Below are 25,982 nucleotides of genomic sequence, written 5' to 3'. Positions count from 1 at the left end.
GCTTTCGCAACGATCAACCTCATGCAAACAGAAACCCGTCCCGATACCGATTCCTCTTCAACTGCCAAGCTCTCAAAAACAGAAATTCTGGCCCGAAAAAATACCGAAGCCGAACTCGGTGGAGGACAGAAACGCATTGATAGTCAGCACGCCAAAGGAAAGCTGACAGCACGCGAACGAATTGCTCTGCTTGTTGATGAAGGGTCATTTGAGGAAATCGGGAAATTCGTCATGCACCGCACCCGCGACTTCGGGCTGGACAAGGAGCATTACCTGGGCGATGGCGTCGTAACGGGATACGGTACGATTGATGGGCGGCTTGTCTATGTTTTTGCCCAGGACTTTACGGTATTTGGGGGTGCCTTGTCTGAAACCCACGCTGAAAAAATCTGCAAGCTCATGGATCTGGCCATGCAGAATGGAGCACCCATAATCGGACTAAACGATTCGGGCGGGGCCCGGATTCAGGAAGGTGTTTTGTCGCTGGCGGGTTATGCGGATATTTTTTACCGAAATACAAAGGCGTCGGGTGTGATTCCGCAATTGTCGGCAATTATGGGTCCTTGTGCCGGAGGTGCCGTTTATAGCCCAGCCATTACGGACTTCATTTTTATGGTCGAGAACACGAGCTACATGTTCGTGACGGGACCCAACGTAGTGAAGACCGTTACTCATGAAAGCGTTACGGCTGAAGAATTGGGCGGAGCCAGCACCCACAGCACAAAATCGGGCGTGACCCACTTTGCCTGCGAAAATGAACTGGCTTGTATTCAGCACCTTAAACGGCTCCTGAGTTATATTCCACAGAACTGCGAGGAAGATCCCATGATGTTTCCGTATGAACCGGGTCAGGACGAAGTCCGTCCTTCACTCAATCGCATCATTCCGGAAAATCCGAACCAGCCCTACGACATGCGCGAAGTGATTGAGGAACTGGTGGATGTAGGTAGTTTTATGGAAGTTCACAAGAATTTTGCTGAAAATATTGTCGTTGGATTTGCGCGGATAGGCGGACGCAGCATTGGTATTGTGGGGAATCAACCGGCTGTACTCGCTGGGGTTCTTGATATAAATGCCAGCACGAAAGCGGCCCGGTTCGTTCGTTTCTGCGATTGCTTCAATGTTCCGTTGCTGGTACTCGAGGATGTGCCGGGCTTTTTGCCCGGAACTGATCAGGAGTGGAATGGGATTATTACGAATGGGGCTAAATTACTGTTTGCCTTTTGCGAAGCCACCGTTCCGCGGGTTACGGTCATTACGCGTAAGGCATATGGTGGTGCCTACGATGTCATGAACTCGAAGCACATTGGAGCCGACCTCAACTATGCCTGGCCTTCTGCCGAAATTGCGGTGATGGGCGCCAGTGGAGCCGCCGAAATCATTTTTAAACGCGAAATTGCGGAAGCCGACGACCCACAAGCCAAGTTGCAGGAGAAGGTGCAGGATTATACCGAAAAGTTTGCCAATCCGTATCGGGCGGCTCACCGGGGCTATATTGACGAAGTAATCATGCCTGACCAGACACGTCAGAAACTCATCCGGGCGTTTGGAATGCTGGAAAATAAAGTAGCCACGATGCCAAAGAAAAAGCATGGTAACATTCCGTTATAATGCCGTTGAAAAACAGACCATTCCAGCTTATAAACTAGGATAACCATGCATTCTTAGTGAAACTTTGTGCATCTTTGTGTAAGAACCTCCACCAACGTGACGAACGAGTATGGCAAATCAATCCACCAAACCACCAGGTAGTTTATTGAAAACCGTACTAATCGGCTTATTGATTATTTTCAGCCTTGCTCTTGTATTAGGAACACTCTCCGTTGTGTTTCCTTAGTTCGTTAAGCGTCAATTGCATTGAGAATCACGGCACAGGCTTCCCGAATCTGCTCTTCAGTAATAATTAACGGAGGAGCAATTCGCATCGAATTGTTGCAGAACAGAAACCAGTCGGTGATCACGCCTTTGTCAATGGCTCGGTCGATAACGGGCTTTACAACCTCAAAAGAGGCAAATTCGGCAGCCAGCATGAGTCCTTTACCCCGTATTTCATGAATGGCTGGATGCTGTAGTAATTGCCGGAATAATTGCCCTTTCGCTTCTGCGGCTTCATGAAGTCGTTCGTCCCGAATAACAGTAAGGGTTGCCAGCGAGGCTGCACAGGACACCGGATGCCCCCCGAAAGTGGTAATATGGCCCAGTATTGGGTTGTTTTTCAAGACGCTCATCAGGTCTGCCGAACCAATAAAGGCACCAATTGGCATTCCGCCCCCCATGCCTTTGGCACATAGGAGCATATCTGGAATGACTCCAGAGCCTTCAAAGGCCCAGAACGTGCCGGTACGGCCAAACCCCGTCTGGATTTCGTCGAAAATCAGCAGGGCACCGACATCGGTGCAACGCTGGCGAACAGCCTTCAGGTAGGCAGGATCGTGTACACGAACACCCGCTTCGCCCCCGACTACTTCCATAATGACGGCCGCCGTTCGGGTGCTGATCTTCTCGATATCATCCCAGCTACCGGAATGAATATGCCGAATGTCAGGTAGGAGCGGGCGGTAATTGCGTTTAAAATTTTCATCGCCCGAGAGCGACAGGGCACCCTGCGTTGAACCGTGATAAGCGTTAAAACAACTGATGATTTCGGTTCGGCGGGTATACCGTTTGGCCACTTTCATGGCTCCCTCGACAGCTTCCGTGCCGGAATTGGTAAAGTAAACATTATTCAGACTTGGTGGTAGGGTTTGCGTCAGGGCGTGAGCAAGCTGCGTTTGCGGAGTCTGAACGTATTCGCCGTAGACCATCAAATGAAGGTATTTATCCAACTGATTTTGAATGGCTTCTAAAACGCGGGGATGCCGATGTCCCACATTACTGACGCCGATGCCCGAAATCAGATCCATATAGGCTTTACCAGTCGTTGAGTACATGTAAACGCCTTCGGAGCGTTCAAATTCCAACGCTAACGGAAAGTCGGATGTCTGAGCAACGTGCTGAAAAAATAATTGTCGGTGTGTAACACTGTTCATGGTAACCAAAAAACGTTAGTGAGGCTTCATCTCAACCCCATCAGCCGGAAAATTCAAAAAATGGCGCTAGTGCCTATGTTTCAGCTAGTTATATAGCCTGGTCGATACTGTAAACTAATTTACTGCCTGATCCATCAATTGTTAAATGTCAGTCAGTTGCTTTCAGTTCATTTAGGTTGAAAACAAAAATGCCCGGTAGCGAGGGCTGACCGGGCGAAATCTGAGGGGGGGGTGATCGATTTAGTTAGCCGTTAGCATGGAGACTATCGGGCTTGCTTCGCCTTGCGCAGCTAACCGGAAGCTGGTCGTTTTTGTGGCCAGCTTATCGGAATCGATCCAAATCCGCCCTTTTCCAACAGGAATCAAGGCGCTGTTATTATCGTCATTTGTCTTTTCCTTCAAGACAAAGGCATATTGAAAATTCTTGATACCGGCATCCGTAATTTCTCCTGACATTACCGTGATCGTTTTATAATTGATCGTTTTAGATACGCCGATATCCTCTGAAAAGATCGTAAACGAATTGCCATTGCCAGAAATAAAAGCCCCTTTGCCTGACCCGGTATCCGATCCGTCATTTTTATAGTCATACTTGATCTTGCCATCGGTAGTCTGCTCATAAAATTTATATTTATAATCAGCGATAACCTTTCCCTTTTGCCAGGAGTCTTCAGTACCATATGGGCTCAGTAATTCCCAGGGTGAAGCGACAATGATGGTACCCGCCAAGGCCGGTGGAACTTTACCCTCATTAATGGTCATTCCCCGTGTTCTGAGATCGTCGATGATCGTGGTCGGAACAATGTTCTGAATTTGCGTGGTAAACCCTTTGGTCGGGTCGTCAGGAGCATCAGATTTCTTACAGGAGTCGAATAGGATCGACAAGGCAAATAGCGCCAACAGGGCCAGGGGCCGCATAGGGAGGGACATTTTCATAAGTTTGGTATGGATATATTTAACACTGCAAGAATACACCGGAAAATCGAATTGTATGCGCAGTCATTGACCGGTAAATGGCGAACTTATTAAACGGTGCATCGGGCGATGACCCCTGGGAAATTGGTATAAAACGCCCGGTTTCACTATAAATCACGCGTTCTACAATTATCTACACCATTTTTAGTTAAATACTCGTTGAAAAGGTATCAAGTCTTAATTCTTGTTAATATCTGACCTCACAAAACCATCATAGTGTTTTAAGTGAGAACTTTACGGCTTTATTGATGACGCTGTATTAATAGCGAAATGCAATGCTATCAATACAGATAGTCAGTTCGATCAACGACAAAAAGCAGGCATGATACCAACTGTATACCAATAAATTAGGTCTTGCCTAATGAAGGAAGAAAACAAGGGGAGAAAGTGTACTGTGAGTGATTTTTAGTTACTTTGTGGAGTGGAACTGAAAAGCTCAACTTTTCAACTATGAAAACAATACTTCTACTAGTGCTCTGTTGCCCACTGGTCTTGTGGGCGCAAGGTGTGAAAATAACTCCGGAGGACATGGCCCGCAAGCAATCATTTCTATTGCTGCACGATGGTTCGGTGGTACGAGGGCAAATCATCAGGAACGATAATTCAGGTGTTACCGTCAGAAAAACCGATGGCGATATGACCTATATCGAGATCGATCAGTTACTGGGTATCATGCCCATTCGACCGCGCCCGGCCAGTCTGACTCCCCGTACGTCCCTGTTCTCGACCTTTGTCCTTAAAGATAGCACGCGGATAGAGGGCAGCTTTGTAAAGCGTGATAGTGCAATGATCACCGTTCGAAAGCGCAATGGCCATTTGACCTACTTTGAGCCGGAACTGGTAGCCCGTATCGATTCGGTATGGATGGAGCCACGTACAGCTACTGATTCCAATCGTGTGTTTTCAAACCGGTTTTCACCCTGGTTGCTTGTCGGCGAAACGGCTTACAATCCCGAAAAAGGGCAGGTTTATTATCGAAATAAGTGGCTCTTCCAGAATGAATTCCACTATGGAATTACCCGCTTCTGGAGTATTGGAGCCAGGCTTACTACACCAATCCCTTCACAATATCAGACAGGCTTCTTTACGAATTTCGACAATGGGATGCGTACTCCCAGGCTTTCATCGAAATTTAGTATGCCTATTGGCCGCAAAGTTCGAGTTGGCCTTTCCGTCGCTTATCAGCCGTTAACAAGCGCCGAATCATATCGGCGGGGTGCATTGACATTGCAGGCACTTGGTTCATTTGGCAATAGCCAACGAAACATAACACTCGGCTACGGCCTGGTTAATTGGGGAAGTCAGCGAATTTATCAACTCTGGTCTTCAGCTTACCCAACACCCTTCACCACCGAACACATACCCAACCAATCGTTCATTACAGTGGGTATTATGCAGAAGGTGCGGCCCGGCCTGACCTTACTCAGCGATAACCAGATCAACCTGGGACAGGGTTCTAAGTTTGGTGATAACGGACAACGGGCTACTTTATCGTTCGCTTTCCGACTTGATCGCAAACGGCATGCTTTTGATCTGGGTCTTTACAGTTTGATCTATCGGAGCAACTACCTGCACGATGGAAAAATCATACTCTTCTATCCGTACATTGGCTACAATTTGATATTTGGAACTAAGTAATACTCGACCTGGAGCCGTTAGCGCGAATGAGCAATTGCCCAAACTGGCAATTGCTCAGAATACTTTTTATACTGAAGTTGACTGGCATTCAGGCCAAAAATCGTACAGGAACAATCGGCTGCGAATTGATACCCAGATCGATGAAACTCAGCGTTTATTGATCAAGTTGTAGTGCAGTAACACAATGACAGATTTATTACAGTATATCCATTCCTTTACCGAGTTTTCCGAAGAAAGCTGGACAATTCTTCGATCCATAATAACAGAAATTGCAATCAAAAAAGGCGATTATTTAGTACAGGCCGACAAGGTTTGTCATTCATTATTCTACATCAGTAAAGGATATTGCCGCGCATTCAATGTGCAGGATGGCGAGGAAGTTAATACCAGCTTTTATTTTGAGAACGACATTGCGACTGATATGAACAGTTATGTCTTTGCCGTAAAATCCTGTTTCTTCATTCAGGCCTGCGAACCGTTAACGGTTTATAAATTCGATAAAATGGATGTACTTGCCATTAGCAAAAGAGCGCCTGAAATAGAATTAATTGCGAAACGAAACCTTCAACTTATTGCTGCCAAACAGGAAAAACAATTGCAGCTGTATCGGCTTCTTACAGCTAGAAAACGCTACGAATACTTAGAAAAAAATCAGCCCCAACTCGTGCAACGTGTGCCGCTAACCCAACTCGCTTCTTATTTGGGGGTTAAACGCGAAACTCTGAGCCGAATTCGAAACAATAGACGCCAGCGCTGATTTTGTGACAAATGTCACGGGCTGGACCGAATTCGCCGAACCAATTTTGTATTCCAGTTAAGGATAGACAAAATGGCTTCGCAAATGGTTTATTACGGTTTTTTAGTACTCCACCTCACCGGGTTTGTGCTATTCGCAGGCACGACCATCGTCGACTTCGTTGCATACCGACAGTTTTGGAAACTGTTCGGGAAGGATAAATCCCAGGCCATAGTGATCAGTCAGGTCCTGGCTAAATTTCCGGTACTTATGGGAATAGGAATCATTCTGCTTATTCTTTCGGGAGTAGGTATGATGGCAATGACCAATGGCGTATTTGGCGAACAGTTATGGTTTAGACTAAAATTCGGCCTGGTTATTATTCTAATTGCCAATGGACTTCTAGTAGGCAGACGTGAGGGTGTTATGCTAAGACGTATACTGGCAGAAAGCAATATAGAACTTACTGAAGCGATAAAAAAAAGAAAACGTAATCTGACTCTATTTTATCCAATACAATTCACCTTATTTTTTACAATTCTACTACTGAGTGTTTTTAAATTGACGTAGTCCAGAATCATAAAAAAGTTACGAAAATTCTTAGTATTTCTGAGAGAATTAACGTAAAAATATTATAATAAAATAATGACAAATGATTCGTTAATTCTTCTGTCAAGCAGTCGATATGGCGTTAACGATGTGGTGTCGGTTTATTCGTGTAGTGGTGTCGGCTTTTCAAAACCGACATAGCGACGACGGTTCACTGGTCATACTGAAGTTTCTCAAGCCGCAAAGGGCAATTTAAGAAACTGACAGCACGAAAATACCCGCTAAATCGAGTCAAAAATGGCTAGACAACTCTTGCGAGTTGGTGAAATTCACACTGCCAGTAGCCAATAATCGCAAATTGAAAATGACCTACTAAAAAGCAAATAAGATGAAAAAGGATAAAACAATTTACTGGATTGCAACAGCAATTATTGGCTTTGTAATGATGTTTAGTCTGTATAAAATGTTTACCCCTGACTATGATCGCCTTAGCCTGCCAAATTATTTGAGAACTGAACTGGCAGTCTTTAAGATAGCAGGGTTAATCGTTTTATTCATACCTCAATTTTCAACCCGATTAAAAGAGTGGGCCTATTCAGGATTTGGTGTTACACTTATTTCGGCTAGCGTGGCACACTACTGTAGTGGAGATTCGCTCATAAGATCCTTAGAACCAATCATTTTTCTGGTAATACTCGCTATTTCAAACAGCTATCTGCATAAAATAGAGAAAGCAGTACATGAAGAATCGAGCTTACCGGAACGTGAAGCTGTGACAAACGCACTGACACGTCAGTGAGTAAAAAAAGACAGTCACCGTCTGCTACTTCTCAAAAAAGCAGACGGTGCCACCTACCCAATCTTTATTCTTGTTAAAATTTACACCAATCATTTCGCCCCGGCTCAGCCGACTCAGGTTTGTCAGCAGGGTAGGGCGTGCATCGGCCTTAGGCCAGATAAACAGCATCCTGATTTCGGATTTTACCAGGCCATCCGGTGATTGAATAACGGGTTCATATTTGACTTTTCGCTGGAGAAGGTAGCCCTGTCGCTGTTCTATCGGAATGGCATCGAGGTCTGCCGTGGTGATGTGCAGTTTGACGCCACTACCCGCAAACGAGAACAAAGGCTTCAGGACGTAATTTTCCAGATCGGCCGGATAGTCATTCAGGTCAGACAAAAAGTAACTCTCTGGCACATAAGGACTGTGCAGAAGCGGTAAGGTATACTTGCTGATACGGAAAAACCAGTTTGGGTGTCCGACCCACTCAACATCTACGTCGTCGGTGAGGTGAAAGTCGGTTTGCAGATCAGGGAAATTCTGTAAATCGTCGAAAATAAGGCGGTTATAGATGCGTTTGATCCGGACTGACCGGCCATCTTTCTCATAAAATAAGTGCCGTCCCTCTTTTCGAATCTTCGTCAGGCATACCGCTGCAACGCCCAGGTAATTTTCTGTCAGCGTAAAATCGATACGGGTTTTTTGCTTTTCGGGATAGATCTCCAGCAGAATAACTTCCTCCGGAATACAATCCCCAACAATCATCTGGCGGAGCCGATCCAGATATTCCGCGTTTGTTGAGACGTTGAATAAATGTGACAGGTTATCCGGAATGGGGTACTGAGCGCGAAATTGACTCGCTATGTAGGGCTGGAAACCATACAGGGACGGAAAGCCCTGCAATTCAATAAGCTGAGGAGTCAGCTCTCCGTGTGATGGACCACCTGATTCATCTTTACAGACGGCAAAATCGACCGCCATAAACTGCGTGTGCAGGTCCTCATTCGGCACACGCTGACCAGCCGGGATGGCGCTATCAGTCAGGGATTTGAAATCGGCACGCGTAACGACATTCACAATATCATCACAGGCCGCCAGGAGTTTGTCGGTTAAAACTTTGGGAACGAAAACGGGTGTTTCGGCCACGCGAAAATCGAGCTGACCGGGTAAATCGAGTTCGATTTTTTCCAAAAAAGCCCGGTAACGTTCCGGGCTGAAGGCTTGGTTGTAGGTCTGACGAACGGGCTGGATCATGGAATGGGCAATTATTGGCAGGAATACGGCCGGGCTGGTTCCCCTTTAACGGATACACAGGCCCAGCCGTGTTTGGATCAACTAACAAGTTCAGATGATAACGACTGGATAGCCTGACGCAGAAAACTGGGTAGGATAACCGACTCGGTCAACGCAATTTTATCCGGGTCCTGCAAATAAGAGACCATATCGTCGTACTTTTCCTGGCCGAAATTGGTCACGATCTGGTTCCGTTTCTCATCAGTCAGGAAGTACCGCAGCATTCCTTCGTTATCTGCTTCAGGATGAAACTGTGTCCCGATTATTTCGGGAGAAAAACGGATAGCCATGATTGCCCGATCGAGTGGTACATGGGGTCGGATTTTCTCCAGGCAAAGGATCGATGCACCCATCTCGTTCAGACGCTCCAGATTGGGTTCCGTAATCTGGTAATCCCGAGAATCGACAGCATAGAAGGGATCAGGCAAGCCCTGAAACAGCGGTTCAGTATAGCCGTCATCGGTCTGATGAATCGGGAAAATACCGAATGACGTCGATTTGCGCTTACTGAGCAAGCCTAATTCCAGATGACGAACGGTCAGTTGAAACGAATGACAGATCAGGAACACGAATTTCTTCTGCTCATGCTGACGATTCCAGGCGAAAAGCTGGTCAATTAACGCAAAGTAAGGCTGTTCCCAGGCATCTTCAGAAGGTAACGGGCTACCTGGTCCGCCCGAAGAAATATAAACGTCATAGTCGAGGCCCGGTATTTCATTATTGCCCCGAACATTGAAGACATCAAAAGCCAGTTCGGCCTGGTCATGGCCCTGGACGCTTCGAATCAACTGTAAAATACAACGCATGCCTTCGTTGGCGTGGTTGTTATTCATGTCCAGTACGGCGATTTTTACTAAGCTCATAGTGTATAGAGACTGGAGAAGCCACAGTCAAAAAATAGCGGCTTTGGCAGCCATTTAAAACTCCTAAAACTAGTTAATTCCGAAAGAAGTTTCCTCGACAATGTAATCCACAACCCGCTTTAGATCGTTGTGTTGCTGGAAAGCAGCCAGTTGGCGGTCAGCGCCCGTACCCATTTCAAGAATTTTCAGTACGTACTCACATTCCGACCGGCTACCCAGATCATCGACCACATCGTCAATAAAGCTGAGCAGTTCGTGAATCAGGTGGTGCGTTGGCACTTCCTCCTGTTTCCCAAAATCGATCAGTTTTCCTTCAATACCATAGCGGGCGGCCCGCCATTTATTTTCGTTGATGAGTATTCGGCGATAGGGCCGGAAATTCAGATTCTGCTGGTGGAGCTTGTATATTTTGGCGACCAGGGCCTGCATAATGGCCGCTAAACAGATCGTTTCATCAATACGCATGGGTACGTCGCAAATGCGAAACTCAATCGTGTTAAAGAACGGATGCAACCGGATATCCCACCAGATTTTCTTGCCATTGTCGATGCAGTTTGTCTTCACCAACAGGTTGATGTATTCATCGTATTCGGCTGCCGATGAGAAAAAATCGGGAATGCCCGTACGGGGAAATTTGTCGAATACCTTAGACCGATAGGATTTAAAACCGGTATTACGACCCCGCCAGAACGGTGAGTTGGTCGATAGCGCGTAGATATGAGGCAGGAAATACCGTACGGCGTTCATAATCTGAATACCGTCGTTCCGGTTTTCGATACCTACGTGAACGTGCAGGCCAAATATGAGGTTGGAACGGGCCACATCGCGCATTTCGTCGATAAGTCGATCGTAGCGTTCATTGGGCGTAATGAGCTGGTCCTGCCAGTCCGAAAAGGGATGCGTACCGGCAGCCGCTATCTTCAGATTCTGTTTTTCGGCCAGTTCGATGATCATCTTGCGGAGATACGTTACCTCCTGACGGGCATCCTGAATGTTGTTGCAAATGTTCGTGCCAACTTCCACAACGGCCTGGTGCATTTCGGCTTTGACGCGTTCCTGAAGAACGATCTGTCCGCCGTCAACGATTTTCGACATGTGGGAGCGCAACTCGCCCGTGCTGGGGTCAATAGTCTGAAATTCTTCTTCAATTCCTAGGGTGAATACAGGCATTTGCGCAGGGATTAAGTGTCGATGGGTTGGTTTTGTCGTAAAAAACACGAGTAATATACTGGTTTTTTATAAACTCAAAGTGGGAAAGATGGTTTTTATTGATGAAGACCAAATAGAAATAAAGTGTTTCAGGAACTGGATCGACGGGAAAAATAACCTGTTTAATTAAACCTTATTAGTCGTAGAAAATGACTGCCTATACGCAGCAACTAGAGGAGTTCATTCAGGATGTGCTCATCACAATCCATGCAAACATCAGGGATCTTGAAGAGAAAAAATCCTTTGCTGACCCTGAAGAACACGATTACATTGATGGACGATTGTTCAGCTATATCGAAATGATGGCTGTTCTGCGCGCTTCAGCCCGCGATGCCGGCATTGATCCGGCAGCGATCGGATTATAATCGCAAAGGCGTTGCCAGCAACGGGCATGGCTGATCCATGAAACTGTATTTTAAACGAGAAAGGGCTTACTGGCGTTTAAACGTGCGCGTGGCCGTGGGGGATTGCCTGAAACCTAATTCAAAGAAATTTTCGACCTTCAGAATATCGCCCTGTTGCTCGATGGCGTAGTCGGCTCCCAGTGACGAACTTGACAATAGATTTCGAACAAAGATCCGTTCTCCCTGTAGCTCATAGAGATAAATTCCGCTGCCAATTTTAGGTAATAGATAACCCGATGAATTGCGCTCCGTACCCCGCTTAACTATGAGCGAAGCCGGTAACGAAGCCCCCATATGATCGAGATTGAAGAGAAGGGTATCCTGACGGGCAGTAACTTCAATCCAGGTGCCGGTCAGGGTTTCGGGCGATAGCGTATCCGATTTTTTGCAAGCCAGTATGGTCAGGCTTACTAAGAGCAGGGTATAGAATGAGCGCATAACTGAATACATTTACCTAGAGATTCCGGCCTTCACTAAAAGGTTGGAATGGAGCCGGCTACTTATCCGAAAACCCGATTTACCGATCGACGGACGACTAGATCAGAAGCTGTATTCGCACAAAAAAACGATGATATGGAAGGCTTTTTACCCATCATACCATCGTTTAATTAGGTTTAAGCCAGTTTTTATGCCTTTGCTTTTTTACTTTTTTTTGGCTTTTCTTCTTTCACTTCTACCTTGGCTGCTTTTTCTGGCTTCGTGGCTTTCGGTTCCTTCTCCGGTGGTGTTTCTTTTGCCACCTTTGCCACAGCAGGAATTTCTCCTGTAATAGAATTACGGACGAACGTACCCCAAGTCAGATTGTCTTTCCCTTTCTGCGCCTTTTTGGCCCGTTCGATCGCCATTGACGCGGCTGCTTCTACCACCCAGTCAAAATTCTCCTGACCAACTGAATTTACGTCGGCATCGGGGGCAGGATTACAGAAGTCGATGGCAATGGGGATGCCATCGCGAACCGCAAATTCAACCGTATTGAAATCATAACCAAGACCATGATTTAGCGTTAGCACGTATTCGGTCATTGTTTTTAGCAGCTTCTTGCCCGCGTCGCCAGTTGTCTTCATGTCGGCGGCATAGCGAAGGTGATGCGGATTCCGTGGCTCATAGGGCATAATTCGAACATCTTTCCCGCCGATACAATAACACCGGAAGTAATCGGTAAAGTCGATGGCTTCCTGATAGAGCATAACCAACTGGCCGGTTTCGTCGTAGGCTTTATACATCTGCTCAGGATTATCAACCTTATAGACGCTCTTCCAGCCTCCTCCGGCATGAGGTTTCATGAAGGCGGGGAAGCCAATATGCTTAAATATGCCATCCCAGTTCATGTGTTTCAGATTGCGGAACGAATTGTGATTCGTATCGTCGGGACGCTCTTTGGACGGTAGCAGAATGGTTTTCGGAACCGGAACCCCTAATTGAACAGCCAGCGCGTTATTGAAAAACTTCTCATCGGCACTCCACCAGAACGGATTGTTAATGACGGCAGTGCCGGTCAAAGCAGCGTTTTTAAGGAATGCTTTGTAGAAGGGCACGTCCTGCGAAATGCGATCAATGATAACGGCATAGTCCGTAGGGACACTTTGTTCAACCTGTTCTATACTGACAAATTCTGCCGGGAATGTACTTTGCTTCTCATTGACACGATCTACAAAGGCCTGTGGAAACGTGTTTTCCTGGCCAAATAAAATACCTATCTTTGGCTTGTTGCTCATAATCAGATAGTTAAGTGTGTTTTTGGGTTTAGCCAACAAGAGCAGCAAAACAATGCTCTGAATTACTGGCGTTTATAGGGGTAAACATACGTAGTTATTGTTTGTTCTGGCAAGCTTTTACTCCATTCTAATTTTTCAGGTTTGCCTACACGTTGGAATTCCAGTAAGGGCTGGCAAATCTGAAAGTCCTGGAATAATTACCATAACCATCACTGGCCTAATGTTTGTTTAAGCAGATGAGAACGCAAATTCCTGACCAATTAATAACTACTCCATCATGAAAAAGAAACTGCCAATGTACCTTTACATTATCATTGGACTGATCCTGTTAGCGATGGGCGTCGCGTATTATTTGTGGAGCATGCCAACGGAAATTCCTTGAAAAGCACTACACCGATTCCACACCATGAAGAAACGTACATTAATTCGCCTGCTTCAGCAAAAGGAGCGGCTTGAAGCCGATTTGGTTGCTAATTGCCTGGAAGCTAAATCGGTTGAGGAGTTTCTTACTGGAATTACACCCGCAACAAATCAGCTATTAAAGGCCAAATTGCGCCGGTTTCAAACGAATGAGAATCGAACCGGGTATGCCCTGGCAGCGGAATATGGGCAAGTATTAAGTCAACTGAAACAACCGTAGGCAGTTCTGTCTATGAACCTTCACTTTGGCTAGCGGCTATCGTAATAATTGAAGCTAATTCCAGCCTTATAGCAACGTTTTTAGATGATGCTCCAGGTGAGCGACATAATCATTTATAAGCCAGCTTACCGTTGATTCAGGCTTGTCGGGTTGTCCGAACCGAATCGAATGGGTAAGCGTCTCGCTCGACATACCTTCGGCTACGTAAAGAATCTGCTCGTTCAAACTTCGCCAGAGAGCGATCAAATGAGCCAGAGGTAGCGATTGATAGTGGTTGGCAATCACCAGCTTATCCTGATTATACCCCTGAATGAGGTAGACTTCTTCGGTAAATTGTGCATCCGTAAACCGCTTCAGGTTATTCACCGCCGAATCGATCAGGTGCCCCAGAATTTCCTTTCTCGACCATTTGCCGGGCGCTTTTTTTGTTAACTCTTCGTCTGAAAGGCCCAGTATGTTTGCTGGAATCTGTATTACGTGGGTACGGAGCCGTTGCAGGGCGTCGGCAATAGCACCCGGAGGTTGGGGGTCACTCATGAGGTATGCGGAGAAAGAAGTCGATCACCTGTCTGTTAAAGCGGTCATTTAGCCGCACGGCATTAAATCATACTCAGATACCGGGGAAACTGGTCTTTCCAGACTGGCCAGTCGTGGTTGCCCCAGGGTGTTACATCGAGCTTGTGGTGAATGCCCTTGCGGTGCAGAATGCCCGACATTTTATAATTGTCATCTTTACAGAAATCATACTCCGATGTTCCGAGTACGATATTCATGTGGTAAAATTCGCTATTCTGAGCGTTTGGCAGAAAATCGGGAGGATTGTTGAAATAAACGTTCTCGTTGTAGTAACCACCCAGAAATGACCGGATATCGAATGCCGCGCCCATGGTGAGCAAATGACCGACCTGTTCGGGATGGCGAAACGCAAAATTCAGGGCGTGGTAGCCACCAAATGAGGCACCCGATACGCCTATTTTTTTAACATTGCATTCACGCTGGATTCCCGGTACTAATTCCTCATGCAGAAAGCGATCATACAGAACATGGTTCCAGATGCGTGTGCCGGGGTGCAGGTGCTTGGCATACCAACTGTCGCGGTCGATGCTGTCGATACAATATAATTTAACTTTACCCGTCTCTACAAACCAGCGAGCCTTCTCCGTCAGACCGAAGTCTTTATACTCATAATAGTGGCCCATAGAGGTTGGAAACAGCAATATTGGGTAACCCCAGTTGCCATAAACCAGCATCTCCATATCGCGACCGAGGTGATGTGAGTACCATTTTCGATAATCCTGCTGCACCGTACTAGTTGTTTAGAAGTGGCCTGTTTTTTCGGGTGAAAAATAGAGGAAATAGCTCGTATCGACAAAAATAGACCATCATAAGCCGAAAAAATCCCTACTTTGCATGTTGTGATACCATTAATTCTGACATTTTTTGCGCTTATGGCTGCCCATTTACCGGCCTTCTCTCCGGAGTCACCCACCGTAACGGTTCGGCACGATGATTCATTAATTTCTGTTCCGCTTCGTCGAGCTATTCATCTCGACATTATTCTGCCTCCTGATTATTCGCAACGAACGATACCTTATCCGGTTCTGTACCTGAACGATGGCCAGGATCTTCCCCGATTGCAAATGACACGCGTCCTGGATTCTCTCTACCAAACGCAGGCGATCCAGTCGTTTGTCCTCGTAGCTATTCATGCCGGTGATCGGATTCAGGAGTATGGCACCGCAGCCCGTGCCGATTACATGAATCGGGGTAGCAAAGCCGGTCTGTACACGGATTTTGTGCTGACAGAACTGCTTCCGTACGTTAAAAAACACTATAACGTTAGTAATGAACCGACGAACAGCGTCTTTGCCGGTTTTTCACTGGGCGGTCTCTCTGCGTTTGATATCGTTTTTCATCATCCGGAACACTTCAGCCGATCGGGGGTATTTTCGGGATCATTCTGGTGGCGGAGTAAAAGCACGGAAGACGGCTACCGCGACGAAACCGACCGGATCATGCACGATCTGGTCCGCAAAGGTTCGCATCACCGGCAGCTGAAATTCTGGTTTGAAACCGGAACCGACGATGAAACCAGCGACCGTAACAACAACGGCATCATTGATTCCATCGAAGATACGACGGATTTGATCGGTGAGCTGGTCAGAAAAGGCTATAGCCGTGCGGAGGATATTCGCTACGTGGAGATTGCAGGCGGCAAACATGATCAGGAGACCTGGAGCCAGATTATGCCGGATTTCCTGCTATGGGCGTTTGGACAGTAGCGGCTGTCTTTGGCTGACTCCGGCGAGGGTGTTTGATTAGAAAAAATCAGTAATGGCGCTTTTAATGGTATTGGTCGATACAATAAATGGTTTTCGGGTAATTGTAATGGCGATCGGCGTTTGCGTGTCCGATACGGGTTCTAAAACCTGATAGGTGCCCTCAACCGCACCAATACCCGTCTGGATACGGAAATTTCCGGTTGTTGAATCACCTGTAAATAGCCCGCCTTTTTCGGTGATGGCTGAGTTGGCTTTCGCGGTGAATTGGTTGGCTGTTCCGGGGAAATCAATCGTGAATGTGCTCATTGTCGCTTTATGTAATCGGGTTCGTGTCGATTATATAGTGTAAGACGAATCGCTTTTGGAAAGTTTTCAAAAAAAGCTGATAAAATTTGTTTCCGTCCTACACAGCATTCAGAACGCTGTAAAGAAAACCCTTATCTGATGAAACTATTGATAATAATAAAAGCGCTGACCCTATTGGCAATAGTTGCCTGCAAAAGCCCTGAGGTGACCTCACCACCAGCGGCCCGTAAACTGGTCTGGTCGGATGAGTTCGATAAGGCGGGTCTGCCCGACTCGACCAAGTGGTCTTACGAAGTAGGGGGCAATGGGTGGGGTAATAACGAATTGCAATACTATACAGCCAAGCGGCTTGAGAACGCCCGGGTCGAAAACGGGAAACTCATTATTGAAGCCAGAAAAGAAGCGTACCAGGGCAAAAATTATACCTCGGCGCGGTTGATGACACAGGGTAAAACAACCTGGACCTATGGCCGGATTGAAGCTATGGCCAAACTACCCGCCGGCCGTGGAACCTGGCCTGCCGTCTGGATGCTCGGTAAGAATATATCAACAGCAGGCTGGCCGAAAGCTGGTGAAATTGACATTATGGAACACGTCGGTTTCGACGAGGGTGTCATTCATGGTACGGTTCATACGGAAGCGTATAACCACGCGAAGAAAACTGAAAAAGGGAAGGCCATCCCGATTAAGGGCGTAGCGACGGATTTTCACCTATACGCCATCGAATGGACAGCCGACCGAATCGACTTCTTCGTCGACGATCAGAAGTATTATACGGTTCAGAAATCTGCTTTAGGAAGTACGGAAGCCGAGTGGCCATTCGACAAACCGTTTTATCTACTTCTAAACGTTGCCGTAGGCGGCAATTGGGGCGGACAGAAAGGGGTTGACGAAAGCATCTGGCCGCAACGAATGGAGGTCGATTATGTACGGGTTTATCAATAAAAAGTAAGAACCAGTAGAAAAAAGCAAAATCATTGCTGACCTGACGGCACCTACGGTTGGCTTAGTGACCTGAAGCCCGGAAAGCCATTGATCAGCCAATATGGGGAGTTTTTTGCGAGAATGTGATTAAAATGGATCGTCTCCGTACATACGACGAATCTTATCGCGGGTGCGTTTCAGACGCATTTTGACTGCGCTGTTCTTCAGATTCAGTTGTTCGGCAATTTCCTTAATATCAAGATTATCTTCATACTTCATTCGCAACATGAGTAATTCTTCTGCCGAAATGGCTCCCATTGCTTTGTCCAACTGCTGCAACTGAAATTCTTTGTTATCCTGATCTGTCGAATCGGTCCAGATATAATCCTGATCCTCGTCTAAAGCGACCGTTGAATTTCGATTGGACTGGCGGATCTGGTCCATGCAATAGTTGTACGAAATGGAATACAACCAGGTTGAAAAAGCCGACTTTTCCTGAAATTTAGTAAGGTTTCCGTGCACACGCAGGAAAATATCGTGCGTATAATCTTCTGCCTTGGCTGAATCTTTCGTTAGTGATAAACAACGCCGATACACTTTGGTCACATAGCGCTTATATAAAGTTTCAAAGTAGTCATTTTGATGAGTGTTCAAATGCATTTGTATTAACTCCTCATCTTTTAATAAATGCTTCATAGGTTAGGAGAGTAATAAGGCAGTTGAGTCGCCAATACGTCTGGCTTTTGATGCTTGTTGTACTCGAGAGACAATAAACAGACTTGCAAGCTCAAGATTAGGAATACTAAAGTGTACTTGGTACGCTTTAAGTAAGAAAATTAGCTCCATTAAGTATAACTTTACTTACGTATATAGGTATCTTTTTTAGATAATATATTAAACGGTATTTTTTGCTCCTATTATTTATAGTATCTGCCGAAAACAGTAGACTTAAGCTGTTGGGTATAAAACGTATTGGCTTGCCTGGAAATGACCGACTGGATCAGTTAAACGCCTACTAGTTTACTTTTTTTCTACTTTGTCCATCCTTGCGGATACCCACATAATAGCCGACACTGTTCGGGTATAGCTTGCCCATATCGGTTGCGATAGCCGTATTCAGGGTTATTCCATTAAGAACAGGAAGTACTGTTGACATGGTTAGAACGCCGGAAAACTGCCGAACTGGCTCTGGAAACGGGACTTCATAGGTGCCCAGATTCTCACTGAAAGAGGCTTTGGCCTGAAAATGGAAAATGCTATGCACATGCCCCGAAAGGCCAACGTGCATGACAGCCACCCGGTTGTTGTTGGTGAATCCATAGCGGGGCAGATCGCTGCGGCTGTTATCGGATGGCGTAATAAAAGGCGTTCCGAGTGTCATTCCATAGCGCGACCAGCCGTCCTGATACTGGGAGTGATTAAAGTAATTGTCGCGGCCCCGTTGTTGTTCACTATTGTCTATAAAAAGAGAACCTCCCTGATTCTCCGTATAGAGGTACTCGAAAAGAACCGATTCGATCTGTAGCCCACGAGGATTTAGTGGCCTCAGATTACGAATGCGGACCCCATTCAAGCCATCGCGCAGGTTCGTGAGGTGAAACAGGGAGCCATCTTCGTAAATACTCTGACGGTATGCAAAGATCGAATAGGAGTGGGCAACATACTCAAAGCCCAGATCAACCGTGCCGAGGTGGTTGCCAATTCGATTCTCCCGGTCGAACTGACTAATTCGATTGGTATCGACATTGGTACGATTGCCGAGCGAACTGGCGGAAACCACGTCGATATAGTCGCGGAAGGTGGAGGGCAGGAGGTTATTTTTAATGCGCGTATTGGGTAACTGCGTTGTCGTGCCCCCCCACATGACCTGGTGATTCATTCCGCCATATAATTTCAGTCGCCAATGGGGTCTGCCCAACCGCATATAAATTGCCTTTTGATGCAGACGGGTATTTTTAACAAACCGATCGACTTCAAACCAGCCGTGGGCGTAAAATCCTTTTACGGCAAAAAGCCCATTTTGGGGTGTGTACTCCGGAACCGATACCTGAAACTTAAGCATGGGTAGCGCATTGCCCGACATACTATAGGACCCGGAAGTAAGGGTCGTGTCGACCAGGCCAATAACTTCGCGTCGACGCCCCCCCCAGATTTCAACGGACCCCAGCCTTACCTTCGCGTAGGCTTCCGGAATAAGTAATCGTACATCATAGCCAGCGTTCAGAACGGCTTCTGCCCGCCATCCCCAGTCCACCCGACGGTTAATGGCCTGTAAACTATCGCGTTTGCTTTTTGGCGCATCGTGATAATCAACATGCATCGCGTGTCGTAAGGTCAGCGTGGAATGATCAATTGGAACGATGCCGTATTGATTCGTCCTGAGCCAGAACGGATTCTGACCCGATGACGATAAATAACTACCAACCTCCGTTTGATAGCGTAGGGGTTTCAGGGTTTGACTAAAGCAACTGGATACCAGGAGCAGACAGGGTAAAAGTAAACGCATAGGCTGCCGAAAATCATTTTGCCGGAACTACCAATTAGATCATGAAACCTGGTATTCCGTCACTGTCGACACAAGAATACTTAATTAATGCAGGTACATAAAATATGCCATTGTATCCAAAAAAGACCCTGTAAGTATAGTTTATTTTTTATATAATACACTTAATTGATAGTGTATGTAGTGTCTATGGGAGTAAAAAGAGTGCCAGAAATGAATTCTTATTAGTCAGAAAAGACCACTGAAAATCAGAATATAACAGCTTCCCGCCTGGCCAATATGCCAATTGGTTATAAATTGATCGGTATGTTTTTTTCGAAACGCCGTCAATATTGACGTACCTTTGCAAAAGATTTAGAAATCCGGTTCGACAGAACCCAATCCGTTGTTAAAACAACAGTTTAGTTCTTCATCAACTTTTTATAGATAGGGTTCTGTTATTGAGATGATTACCGATATTCTGAACAAATACCCATCAGGGGAGTATTAAAAAAAAAGCCAATATCACTTACTATTAAGTTGTCAGACTATATTATTACCGAATGGTTGTTGAACCCTACCAGTAACCACCTAACACGATATGTCGGCAGCTTTACTTTTTGCTTGAATAACCTATGATTCCCAACGACGAACTCATTCGAATCATTGACCTCCTTAATACAACGTATGAAAGCGAGGAAGCCTGGCACGGCCCTTCGGTAGTTGAAGCCCTTCGGGGCGTTACCCCTGAAATGTCTGGTCGACGGATCTCACCCAATACGCACTCCATTGCCGAACTGGTCTTTCACATGACGAGCTGGCGGATTTTTTGCGTCAAAAAGATGCAGGGCGATGCAACATTCGATATTACAACTCCCGAAAAAAACTTTGGCGCCCTGCCCGATAAAATTGATGATTTCGAATGGGAAGCCCTCGAAATGGAATTGAGTTTAAGTCAGGAAGAACTGATCAACGAGCTGGATAAGCGGGACGATGATGAATTCCTGGAGGATATCGTGCCGGGTCGCGATTATACCTATTATGATATGCTGCATGGAATCGTTAACCACGATTTGTATCATACCGGTCAGATCATGATACTCAAGAAAGCGCTAACGTTCAAGGGAGCAGGTTCACAATTTGCCGATGATGATGAGGATGAATATGGATCGCCTTATGGTAGCAGTCAGGAGCATGATGATTACTATTGAGGACAGTATAAATCCTGCGTTTTTATTGTATGGCTCTCCGGAGCCATTTTTATAGGCTAATTGACCAACCCACTGCTTGAATTACTGGCTTGTTAAATCCGAACCCGATACGTACGGGTGGCATCATTTCACGAAACAGGGCCGTGCTGTATGGGACGGTGTTCGTAACTATCAGGCTCGCAATAACCTGAGGCTGATGCAACTGGGCGATCAGGTACTGTTCTACCATAGTATACTGAATCCTGGAGTCGTTGGTCTGGCTACGGTCGTGCGGGAAAGCTACCCCGACCCAACCTTCCCCGATGGGTCGGCTCTGGCACCCTGGGTCGTGGTCGAACTCGAACCGGTCATGGCATTGGCGAAACCGGTTTCACTGGCTCAGATCAAAGCCGAACCGATGCTCGCAGCGATTGGCCTCATAAAACAGTCGCGTTTATCGGTCATGCCAATCAGGCCGGATGAGTTTGAACTAATCTTGAAAATGGGAATGACGAGTGAAGACGGAAGCGTGTAAACTATTTTTCACCCAGTATTCTTCACTCACTACATTAATATGCCCGACATTCACCTCATTACCCCCGCTCCCTGGACTGACTATGAACTAATCGACTCGGGCGATTTTCAGAAACTCGAACGCTTCGGGGATTTTGTGCTGGCACGCCCTGAACCACAGGCTATCTGGGATAAATCATTGTCTGATCGCAATTGGGAAGAGCAGGCTCATGCTATTTTTCGACGAGACAGGCAGTCGCCCGAGCGGGGCGACTGGCAAACAACTCCCGATATGCGCGATCCCTGGTTCGTTTCATTCCGACAGGGAGGGCTGAATCTGAAATTCAAGCTTGCCTTAACGACCTTCAAACACGTTGGCCTGTTTCCAGAGCAATCCGATAACTGGGTCTATATCCACGATACGATTAAAAAACTGTCGACGGGCGTATCCCGCCCCAAAGTACTGAACCTGTTTGCCTATACCGGGGGGGCTTCTCTGGCTGCCCGGCAGGCCGGAGCCGACGTTACCCATGTCGATGCCGTAAAACCGGTAATCAGCTGGGCGCGCGAAAACATGGATCATAGCGAGCTTGACAACATACGATGGGTCGTTGAGGATGCGGTTAAATTTGTTCGTAGAGAGGTCCGTCGGGGCAATCACTACAATGGCATTATTCTGGACCCACCGGCCTATGGTCGCGGACCCGATGGTGAAAAATGGGTACTTGAAGAGCACCTCAATGAGTTGCTTAAATCCTGTGCCGATCTGCTCGACCGCAACGACTTCTTTTTCATTATCAACCTCTACTCGCTGGGCTTCTCGTCGATTCTGCTGGATAACCTCATGCGGCAGGTATTCGGAATGGTACCCAATTCAGAATGGGGAGAGTTAGTTGTCGAGGATAATTATCATAAACGTCTGCCGTTGGGGGTTTTCTATCGGTTTGCATCCGTTTGAATTGCCTAACTTTGTTGAAAATGATTGATAGATCGGCTAGTGAACGGATTGATTCCTGATCATACGAACAGGGTCATTCATCCGCTACAGCCAAATCCGTCAAATCCAGTCATGCGTCAGTATTTGCTCATAGTCCCCCTTATTGCTACACTCCTTGCCTGTGGCAGCGATGATCGGCAAACTGCCAGGATACCGGATTTCCCGAAACCCGGCGACAGTAGCCGGACGGAGGGGGCGCTGCGTGCACTGACGCGAGCCATCAATCAATCGTCTCCGGCATCGGCCTATGCCAAACGGGCTGTTATTCTGCTGGCAATGGGTCGAATCAATCTGGCCCTGAGTGATATCGATGAAGCCATCAGCCGAAACGACAATGCCGGTTCGTATTACCTGACACGCGCCCAGATTTTACGGGCGCTGCAGCAACCTGAGAAGGCGCTCGTTAATGCACAACGTGCTGAAATTCTGGGTATTGATACCCCCGAACTATATACGCTGATGGGCGATCTCTTTCAGCAACAGAATCAGTTTCCCAGAGCACAGCTTTACGTAACAAAAGCCCTGCAAATGGCTCCCTACGATGGTGAAGCCTATTATTTTAAAGGGCTGATGACGGCCCGCCTGGGTGATACGACCCAGGCATTGGCCTTATACCACCAATCGCTTCGTTTAAAGCCACGCTATCTTGATACGTATAACCAGCTGGCGTCAGTATATCGGGTGCAGGGCGATCGTAATTCAGCGTTGGCTTATAATAGTCAGGCGCTTCGCTATTTCCCCAACAACCCCAAATTATACTACGGGCGGGGCTTGATCTATCACATGGCGGGTGAACTTGATAGCGCCATGACCTGTTATCAACAGACACTGAAGGTGCAGCCGAACTACTATCAGGCGTATTTTCAAATCGGATTGATTAACCAGAAATACCGGAATTATTACGTTGCATTAGCCAATTACGAGCGAGTTCAGCAGCTTCGGCCGCAGTTCCCGCGCATCGATACGTACCTGGGCTATTGTCATGAGCAGATGGGTCAGTATGATTTAGCGATTGCCGCCTATACGAAAGCAACCAGGCTAAATGCAGCCGATCAGCAGGCAGCCGCCGGTTTATGGCGATCACAACGGCGACAATATTCGCAAAACTCATATAACTCGTTATTTTTGCCGAATACGCCGGATGAAGCACTGACACCGACGCAGAATCGTGCCACACTCGACACAACCCGTGTCCGTGTATCGACCATTCAGCCAAAGTCGCAGGTTCCGGCTGGCTCCGGTGATTCGCTCCGGCGAACCATCAAGCCGATTGGACAGAATTAATGAATACCCAATCATATAGTAAAAGTAAGTAGCTTACAGTTGTAGGTAGGCTGCGGGTACCCACAAATAAATTAGTACACAAATGATTGCGCAGGACGAACAAATCCGCGTAACGCTACCCGACGGGAGCGTTCGGCAGTATCCAAAAGGAAGTACCGGGCTGGATATTGCCACCCAAATCAGTGAAGGATTGGCCCGCAATGTGCTGGCTGCCAAAGTCAATGGTGTTGTTCAGGACGCCACGCGGCCCATTGAAGAGGATGCGACCATCCAACTCCTGACCTGGAACGACCCTGAAGGGAAAGCAACCTTCTGGCACTCATCGGCTCATTTGCTGGCCGAAGCGCTTGAAGCCTTGTATCCGGGTGTCAAGTTCGGCATTGGACCCGCTGTTGAAACGGGATTCTACTACGATGTTGATCTGAACGGTCAACCCTTTTCGCAGGAGGATTTTAAAAAGGTTGAGGATAAAATGCTCGAACTGGCCCGCCAGAAACAGCAGTATATCCGCAAACCGATGAGCAAAGCCGATGCGATTGCCTATTTTACAGAAAAGGGTGATCCGTATAAACTGGACCTGCTCGAAGGACTCGAAGATGGTACCATTACGTTCTATAGCCAGGGTGATTTTACGGACCTTTGCCGGGGGCCGCATATTCCGAATACGGGCTTTATCAAAGCCGCTAAACTCATGAACGTAGCCGGAGCTTACTGGCGCGGTAATGAGAAAAATAAGCAGTTGACCCGGATTTACGCCGTTACGTACCCCAAGCAAAAAGAACTCGACGATTACCTGTATCTGCTCGAAGAAGCAAAAAAACGGGATCACCGTAAGCTGGGTAAAGAGCTGGAATTATTTGCCTTTTCGGAGAAAGTAGGGCAGGGGTTACCGCTCTGGCTGCCGAAAGGAACCATGCTGCGCGAACGGCTGGAGAACTTCCTGCGGAAAGCCCAGATACGGGCGGGTTACTCGCCGGTTGTGACCCCTCACATTGGCAGCAAGCAACTCTACGTGACGTCGGGACACTGGGAAAAATATGGCGAAGATTCGTTCCAGCCTATCAGAACGCCCGATCCGAACGAGGAGTTTCTGCTGAAGCCGATGAACTGCCCGCACCATTGCGAGATCTATAAAACCAAACCGCGCTCCTACCGCGATCTGCCTCTTCGACTGGCCGAATTTGGTACCGTTTATCGGTATGAGCAATCAGGAGAGCTGCACGGACTGACCCGCGTACGTGGCTTTACACAGGATGACGCGCATATCTTCTGCCGCCCCGACCAGGTGAAGGATGAATTCATGAAAGTGATCGATCTGGTGATGTACGTCTTTAAATCGCTTGGATTTGATGACTTTAGTGCCCAGATTTCACTCCGTGACCCGGAAAATAAAACGAAATACATCGGTTCTGACGATCTTTGGGAAAAAGCAGAAGCGGCTATTATCGAGTCGGCGGCCGAAAAGGGTTTATCGACGGTTACAGAATTGGGCGAAGCGGCCTTCTACGGCCCCAAACTTGATTTTATGGTCCGTGACGCGCTCGGTCGGAAATGGCAACTCGGTACGATTCAGGTCGATTATAACCTGCCCAATCGTTTCGAACTGGAATATATTGGTGCTGACAACCAGAAACACCGTCCCGTCATGATTCACCGGGCGCCGTTTGGTTCACTGGAGCGGTTTATCGCGATCCTGATCGAGAACTCAGGCGGAAATTTCCCGCTCTGGCTATCGCCGGATCAGATTGCGATTCTGCCGATTTCTGAAAAATATGAAGACTACGCAAACGACTTGTTTTTCAGCTTGCAGGAACACGACATTCGTGGCTTTGTCGACTTGCGTGATGAGAAAATCGGGCGTAAAATTCGGGATGCGGAAGTAAATAAAGTGCCGTTCATGCTTATCGTTGGCGAAAAAGAAGCCGCCGATGGAAAAGTTTCGGTCCGCCGTAAAGGGCAGGGCGATCTGGGCAGCATGGGTATCGACGAGTTTGTCAAGGCATTCCAGTCAGAGGTGAAACTATGAGTGGGCAGTCTTCAGTGGGCAGTTTGTACGGACAATAGTCGGCAGCTTACTGCAAACTGAAGACTGCAAGTTGTTTAAATCTTGCGTAGAATCAGTATTTTCGATAGTTTCCCGAACTTTTTAGAACAACGAACGTTATCCAAGCG

General features: G+C 47.0%; 26 protein-coding genes. 14 read left to right on the top strand and 12 right to left on the bottom strand.

The genetic code is table 11. From position 1 onward, the window contains the following. The first annotated feature begins 21 nt into the window (after window positions 1-21). Window positions 22-1,611, top strand: coding sequence for an acyl-CoA carboxylase subunit beta (locus GJR95_RS02450; protein WP_162384373.1), 1,590 nt, complete (start codon window positions 22-24; stop codon window positions 1,609-1,611). Window positions 1,612-1,841: 230 nt separating this feature from the next. On the opposite strand, the gene GJR95_RS02445 is transcribed toward GJR95_RS02450, so the two are convergent. After that, window positions 1,842-3,029 (bottom strand): aspartate aminotransferase family protein, encoded by a 1,188-nt coding sequence (locus tag GJR95_RS02445; protein ID WP_162384372.1) that lies wholly within the window; start codon window positions 3,027-3,029, stop codon window positions 1,842-1,844. Between the two features lie 240 nt (window positions 3,030-3,269). After that, window positions 3,270-3,965, bottom strand: coding sequence for a hypothetical protein (locus GJR95_RS02440; RefSeq protein WP_162384371.1), 696 nt, complete (start codon window positions 3,963-3,965; stop codon window positions 3,270-3,272). Window positions 3,966-4,454: 489 nt separating this feature from the next. Between GJR95_RS02440 and GJR95_RS02435 the strand changes: the two genes are divergently transcribed. The 4 genes from GJR95_RS02435 (at window position 4,455) to GJR95_RS02420 (ending at window position 7,726) form a co-directional block, all read left to right on the top strand. Further along, entirely contained in the window at window positions 4,455-5,642 is a 1,188-nt protein-coding gene (locus GJR95_RS02435; protein ID WP_162384370.1) for a hypothetical protein, read from the top strand. Window positions 5,643-5,826: 184 nt separating this feature from the next. Next, a complete protein-coding gene (locus GJR95_RS02430) occupies window positions 5,827-6,399 on the top strand; it encodes a Crp/Fnr family transcriptional regulator (protein ID WP_162384369.1) in 573 nt (190 codons plus the stop codon). A 72-nt stretch (window positions 6,400-6,471) separates the two neighbouring features. Next, window positions 6,472-6,948 carry a hypothetical protein gene (locus GJR95_RS02425; RefSeq protein ID WP_162384368.1) on the top strand — a complete coding sequence of 159 codons (477 nt, stop codon included), beginning with the start codon at window positions 6,472-6,474 and terminating at the stop codon, window positions 6,946-6,948. Between the two features lie 367 nt (window positions 6,949-7,315). Then, a complete protein-coding gene (locus tag GJR95_RS02420; protein WP_162384367.1) occupies window positions 7,316-7,726 on the top strand; it encodes a DoxX family protein in 411 nt (136 codons plus the stop codon). 24 nt (window positions 7,727-7,750) lie between these two features. On the opposite strand, the gene GJR95_RS02415 is transcribed toward GJR95_RS02420, so the two are convergent. The 3 genes from GJR95_RS02415 to GJR95_RS02405 all read right to left on the bottom strand — a co-directional run bounded on the left by GJR95_RS02415 (window position 7,751) and on the right by GJR95_RS02405 (window position 11,034). Then, entirely contained in the window at window positions 7,751-8,962 is a 1,212-nt protein-coding gene (locus GJR95_RS02415; RefSeq protein WP_162384366.1) for a hypothetical protein, read from the bottom strand. A 77-nt stretch (window positions 8,963-9,039) separates the two neighbouring features. Continuing rightward, complete coding sequence (locus GJR95_RS02410; protein WP_162384365.1) at window positions 9,040-9,864, bottom strand: type 1 glutamine amidotransferase; 825 nt, start codon at window positions 9,862-9,864, stop codon at window positions 9,040-9,042. Between the two features lie 69 nt (window positions 9,865-9,933). Further along, the gene (locus tag GJR95_RS02405; protein ID WP_162384364.1) at window positions 9,934-11,034 is read right to left on the bottom strand and encodes a carboxylate-amine ligase; all 1,101 of its coding nucleotides are present in this window, start codon (window positions 11,032-11,034) and stop codon (window positions 9,934-9,936) included. Between the two features lie 188 nt (window positions 11,035-11,222). Here GJR95_RS02405 and GJR95_RS02400 point away from each other — a divergent pair, with 188 nt between their 5' ends. After that, entirely contained in the window at window positions 11,223-11,438 is a 216-nt protein-coding gene (locus GJR95_RS02400) for a hypothetical protein (RefSeq protein WP_162384363.1), read from the top strand. Between the two features lie 66 nt (window positions 11,439-11,504). Here GJR95_RS02400 and GJR95_RS02395 read toward each other — a convergent pair whose 3' ends face one another. Next, window positions 11,505-11,915 carry a hypothetical protein gene (locus GJR95_RS02395; RefSeq protein WP_162384362.1) on the bottom strand — a complete coding sequence of 137 codons (411 nt, stop codon included), beginning with the start codon at window positions 11,913-11,915 and terminating at the stop codon, window positions 11,505-11,507. A gap of 188 nt (window positions 11,916-12,103) precedes the next feature. Beyond that, complete coding sequence (locus GJR95_RS02390; protein WP_162384361.1) at window positions 12,104-13,192, bottom strand: ATP-grasp domain-containing protein; 1,089 nt, start codon at window positions 13,190-13,192, stop codon at window positions 12,104-12,106. 406 nt (window positions 13,193-13,598) lie between these two features. Here GJR95_RS02390 and GJR95_RS02385 point away from each other — a divergent pair, with 406 nt between their 5' ends. After that, a complete protein-coding gene (locus GJR95_RS02385) occupies window positions 13,599-13,832 on the top strand; it encodes a hypothetical protein (RefSeq protein ID WP_162384360.1) in 234 nt (77 codons plus the stop codon). A gap of 66 nt (window positions 13,833-13,898) precedes the next feature. Here GJR95_RS02385 and GJR95_RS02380 read toward each other — a convergent pair whose 3' ends face one another. Beyond that, the gene (locus GJR95_RS02380; RefSeq protein ID WP_162384359.1) at window positions 13,899-14,369 is read right to left on the bottom strand and encodes a DinB family protein; all 471 of its coding nucleotides are present in this window, start codon (window positions 14,367-14,369) and stop codon (window positions 13,899-13,901) included. A 62-nt stretch (window positions 14,370-14,431) separates the two neighbouring features. Next, window positions 14,432-15,136 (bottom strand): esterase family protein, encoded by a 705-nt coding sequence (locus GJR95_RS02375; protein ID WP_162384358.1) that lies wholly within the window; start codon window positions 15,134-15,136, stop codon window positions 14,432-14,434. Between the two features lie 144 nt (window positions 15,137-15,280). Here GJR95_RS02375 and GJR95_RS02370 point away from each other — a divergent pair, with 144 nt between their 5' ends. Next, window positions 15,281-16,114: an alpha/beta hydrolase gene (locus GJR95_RS02370; RefSeq protein ID WP_162384357.1), complete on the top strand. Its 834-nt coding sequence runs from the start codon at window positions 15,281-15,283 to the stop codon at window positions 16,112-16,114. Between the two features lie 36 nt (window positions 16,115-16,150). On the opposite strand, the gene GJR95_RS02365 is transcribed toward GJR95_RS02370, so the two are convergent. Beyond that, window positions 16,151-16,420 carry a hypothetical protein gene (locus tag GJR95_RS02365; protein WP_162384356.1) on the bottom strand — a complete coding sequence of 90 codons (270 nt, stop codon included), beginning with the start codon at window positions 16,418-16,420 and terminating at the stop codon, window positions 16,151-16,153. 138 nt (window positions 16,421-16,558) lie between these two features. Between GJR95_RS02365 and GJR95_RS02360 the strand changes: the two genes are divergently transcribed. Then, the gene (locus tag GJR95_RS02360; protein WP_162384355.1) at window positions 16,559-17,365 is read left to right on the top strand and encodes a glycoside hydrolase family 16 protein; all 807 of its coding nucleotides are present in this window, start codon (window positions 16,559-16,561) and stop codon (window positions 17,363-17,365) included. 126 nt (window positions 17,366-17,491) lie between these two features. Here GJR95_RS02360 and GJR95_RS02355 read toward each other — a convergent pair whose 3' ends face one another. After that, window positions 17,492-18,040, bottom strand: a complete 549-nt coding sequence (locus tag GJR95_RS02355) for an RNA polymerase sigma factor (protein WP_162384354.1) — start codon at window positions 18,038-18,040, stop codon at window positions 17,492-17,494. A gap of 319 nt (window positions 18,041-18,359) precedes the next feature. Next, window positions 18,360-19,850 carry a capsule assembly Wzi family protein gene (locus GJR95_RS02350; RefSeq protein WP_162384353.1) on the bottom strand — a complete coding sequence of 497 codons (1,491 nt, stop codon included), beginning with the start codon at window positions 19,848-19,850 and terminating at the stop codon, window positions 18,360-18,362. Window positions 19,851-20,461: 611 nt separating this feature from the next. Here GJR95_RS02350 and GJR95_RS02345 point away from each other — a divergent pair. The 5 genes from GJR95_RS02345 to thrS all read left to right on the top strand — a co-directional run bounded on the left by GJR95_RS02345 (window position 20,462) and on the right by thrS (window position 25,836). After that, window positions 20,462-21,037, top strand: a complete 576-nt coding sequence (locus GJR95_RS02345; RefSeq protein WP_162384352.1) for a DinB family protein — start codon at window positions 20,462-20,464, stop codon at window positions 21,035-21,037. Between the two features lie 76 nt (window positions 21,038-21,113). Then, window positions 21,114-21,551, top strand: a complete 438-nt coding sequence (locus GJR95_RS02340) for an EVE domain-containing protein (RefSeq protein WP_162384351.1) — start codon at window positions 21,114-21,116, stop codon at window positions 21,549-21,551. A 39-nt stretch (window positions 21,552-21,590) separates the two neighbouring features. After that, window positions 21,591-22,487 carry a class I SAM-dependent methyltransferase gene (locus GJR95_RS02335; RefSeq protein ID WP_162384350.1) on the top strand — a complete coding sequence of 299 codons (897 nt, stop codon included), beginning with the start codon at window positions 21,591-21,593 and terminating at the stop codon, window positions 22,485-22,487. Window positions 22,488-22,598: 111 nt separating this feature from the next. Beyond that, window positions 22,599-23,810 (top strand): tetratricopeptide repeat protein, encoded by a 1,212-nt coding sequence (locus tag GJR95_RS02330; protein WP_162384349.1) that lies wholly within the window; start codon window positions 22,599-22,601, stop codon window positions 23,808-23,810. 82 nt (window positions 23,811-23,892) lie between these two features. Next, window positions 23,893-25,836, top strand: coding sequence for a threonine--tRNA ligase (thrS, locus tag GJR95_RS02325; RefSeq protein ID WP_162384348.1), 1,944 nt, complete (start codon window positions 23,893-23,895; stop codon window positions 25,834-25,836). Window positions 25,837-25,982 lie beyond the last annotated feature (146 nt).

It is taken from the genome of Spirosoma endbachense (assembly GCF_010233585.1).
Classification (GTDB): domain Bacteria; phylum Bacteroidota; class Bacteroidia; order Cytophagales; family Spirosomataceae; genus Spirosoma; species Spirosoma endbachense.
Note: the sequence above shows the minus strand (reverse complement) of the source record. Positions and strands in the feature narration are given on the sequence as shown.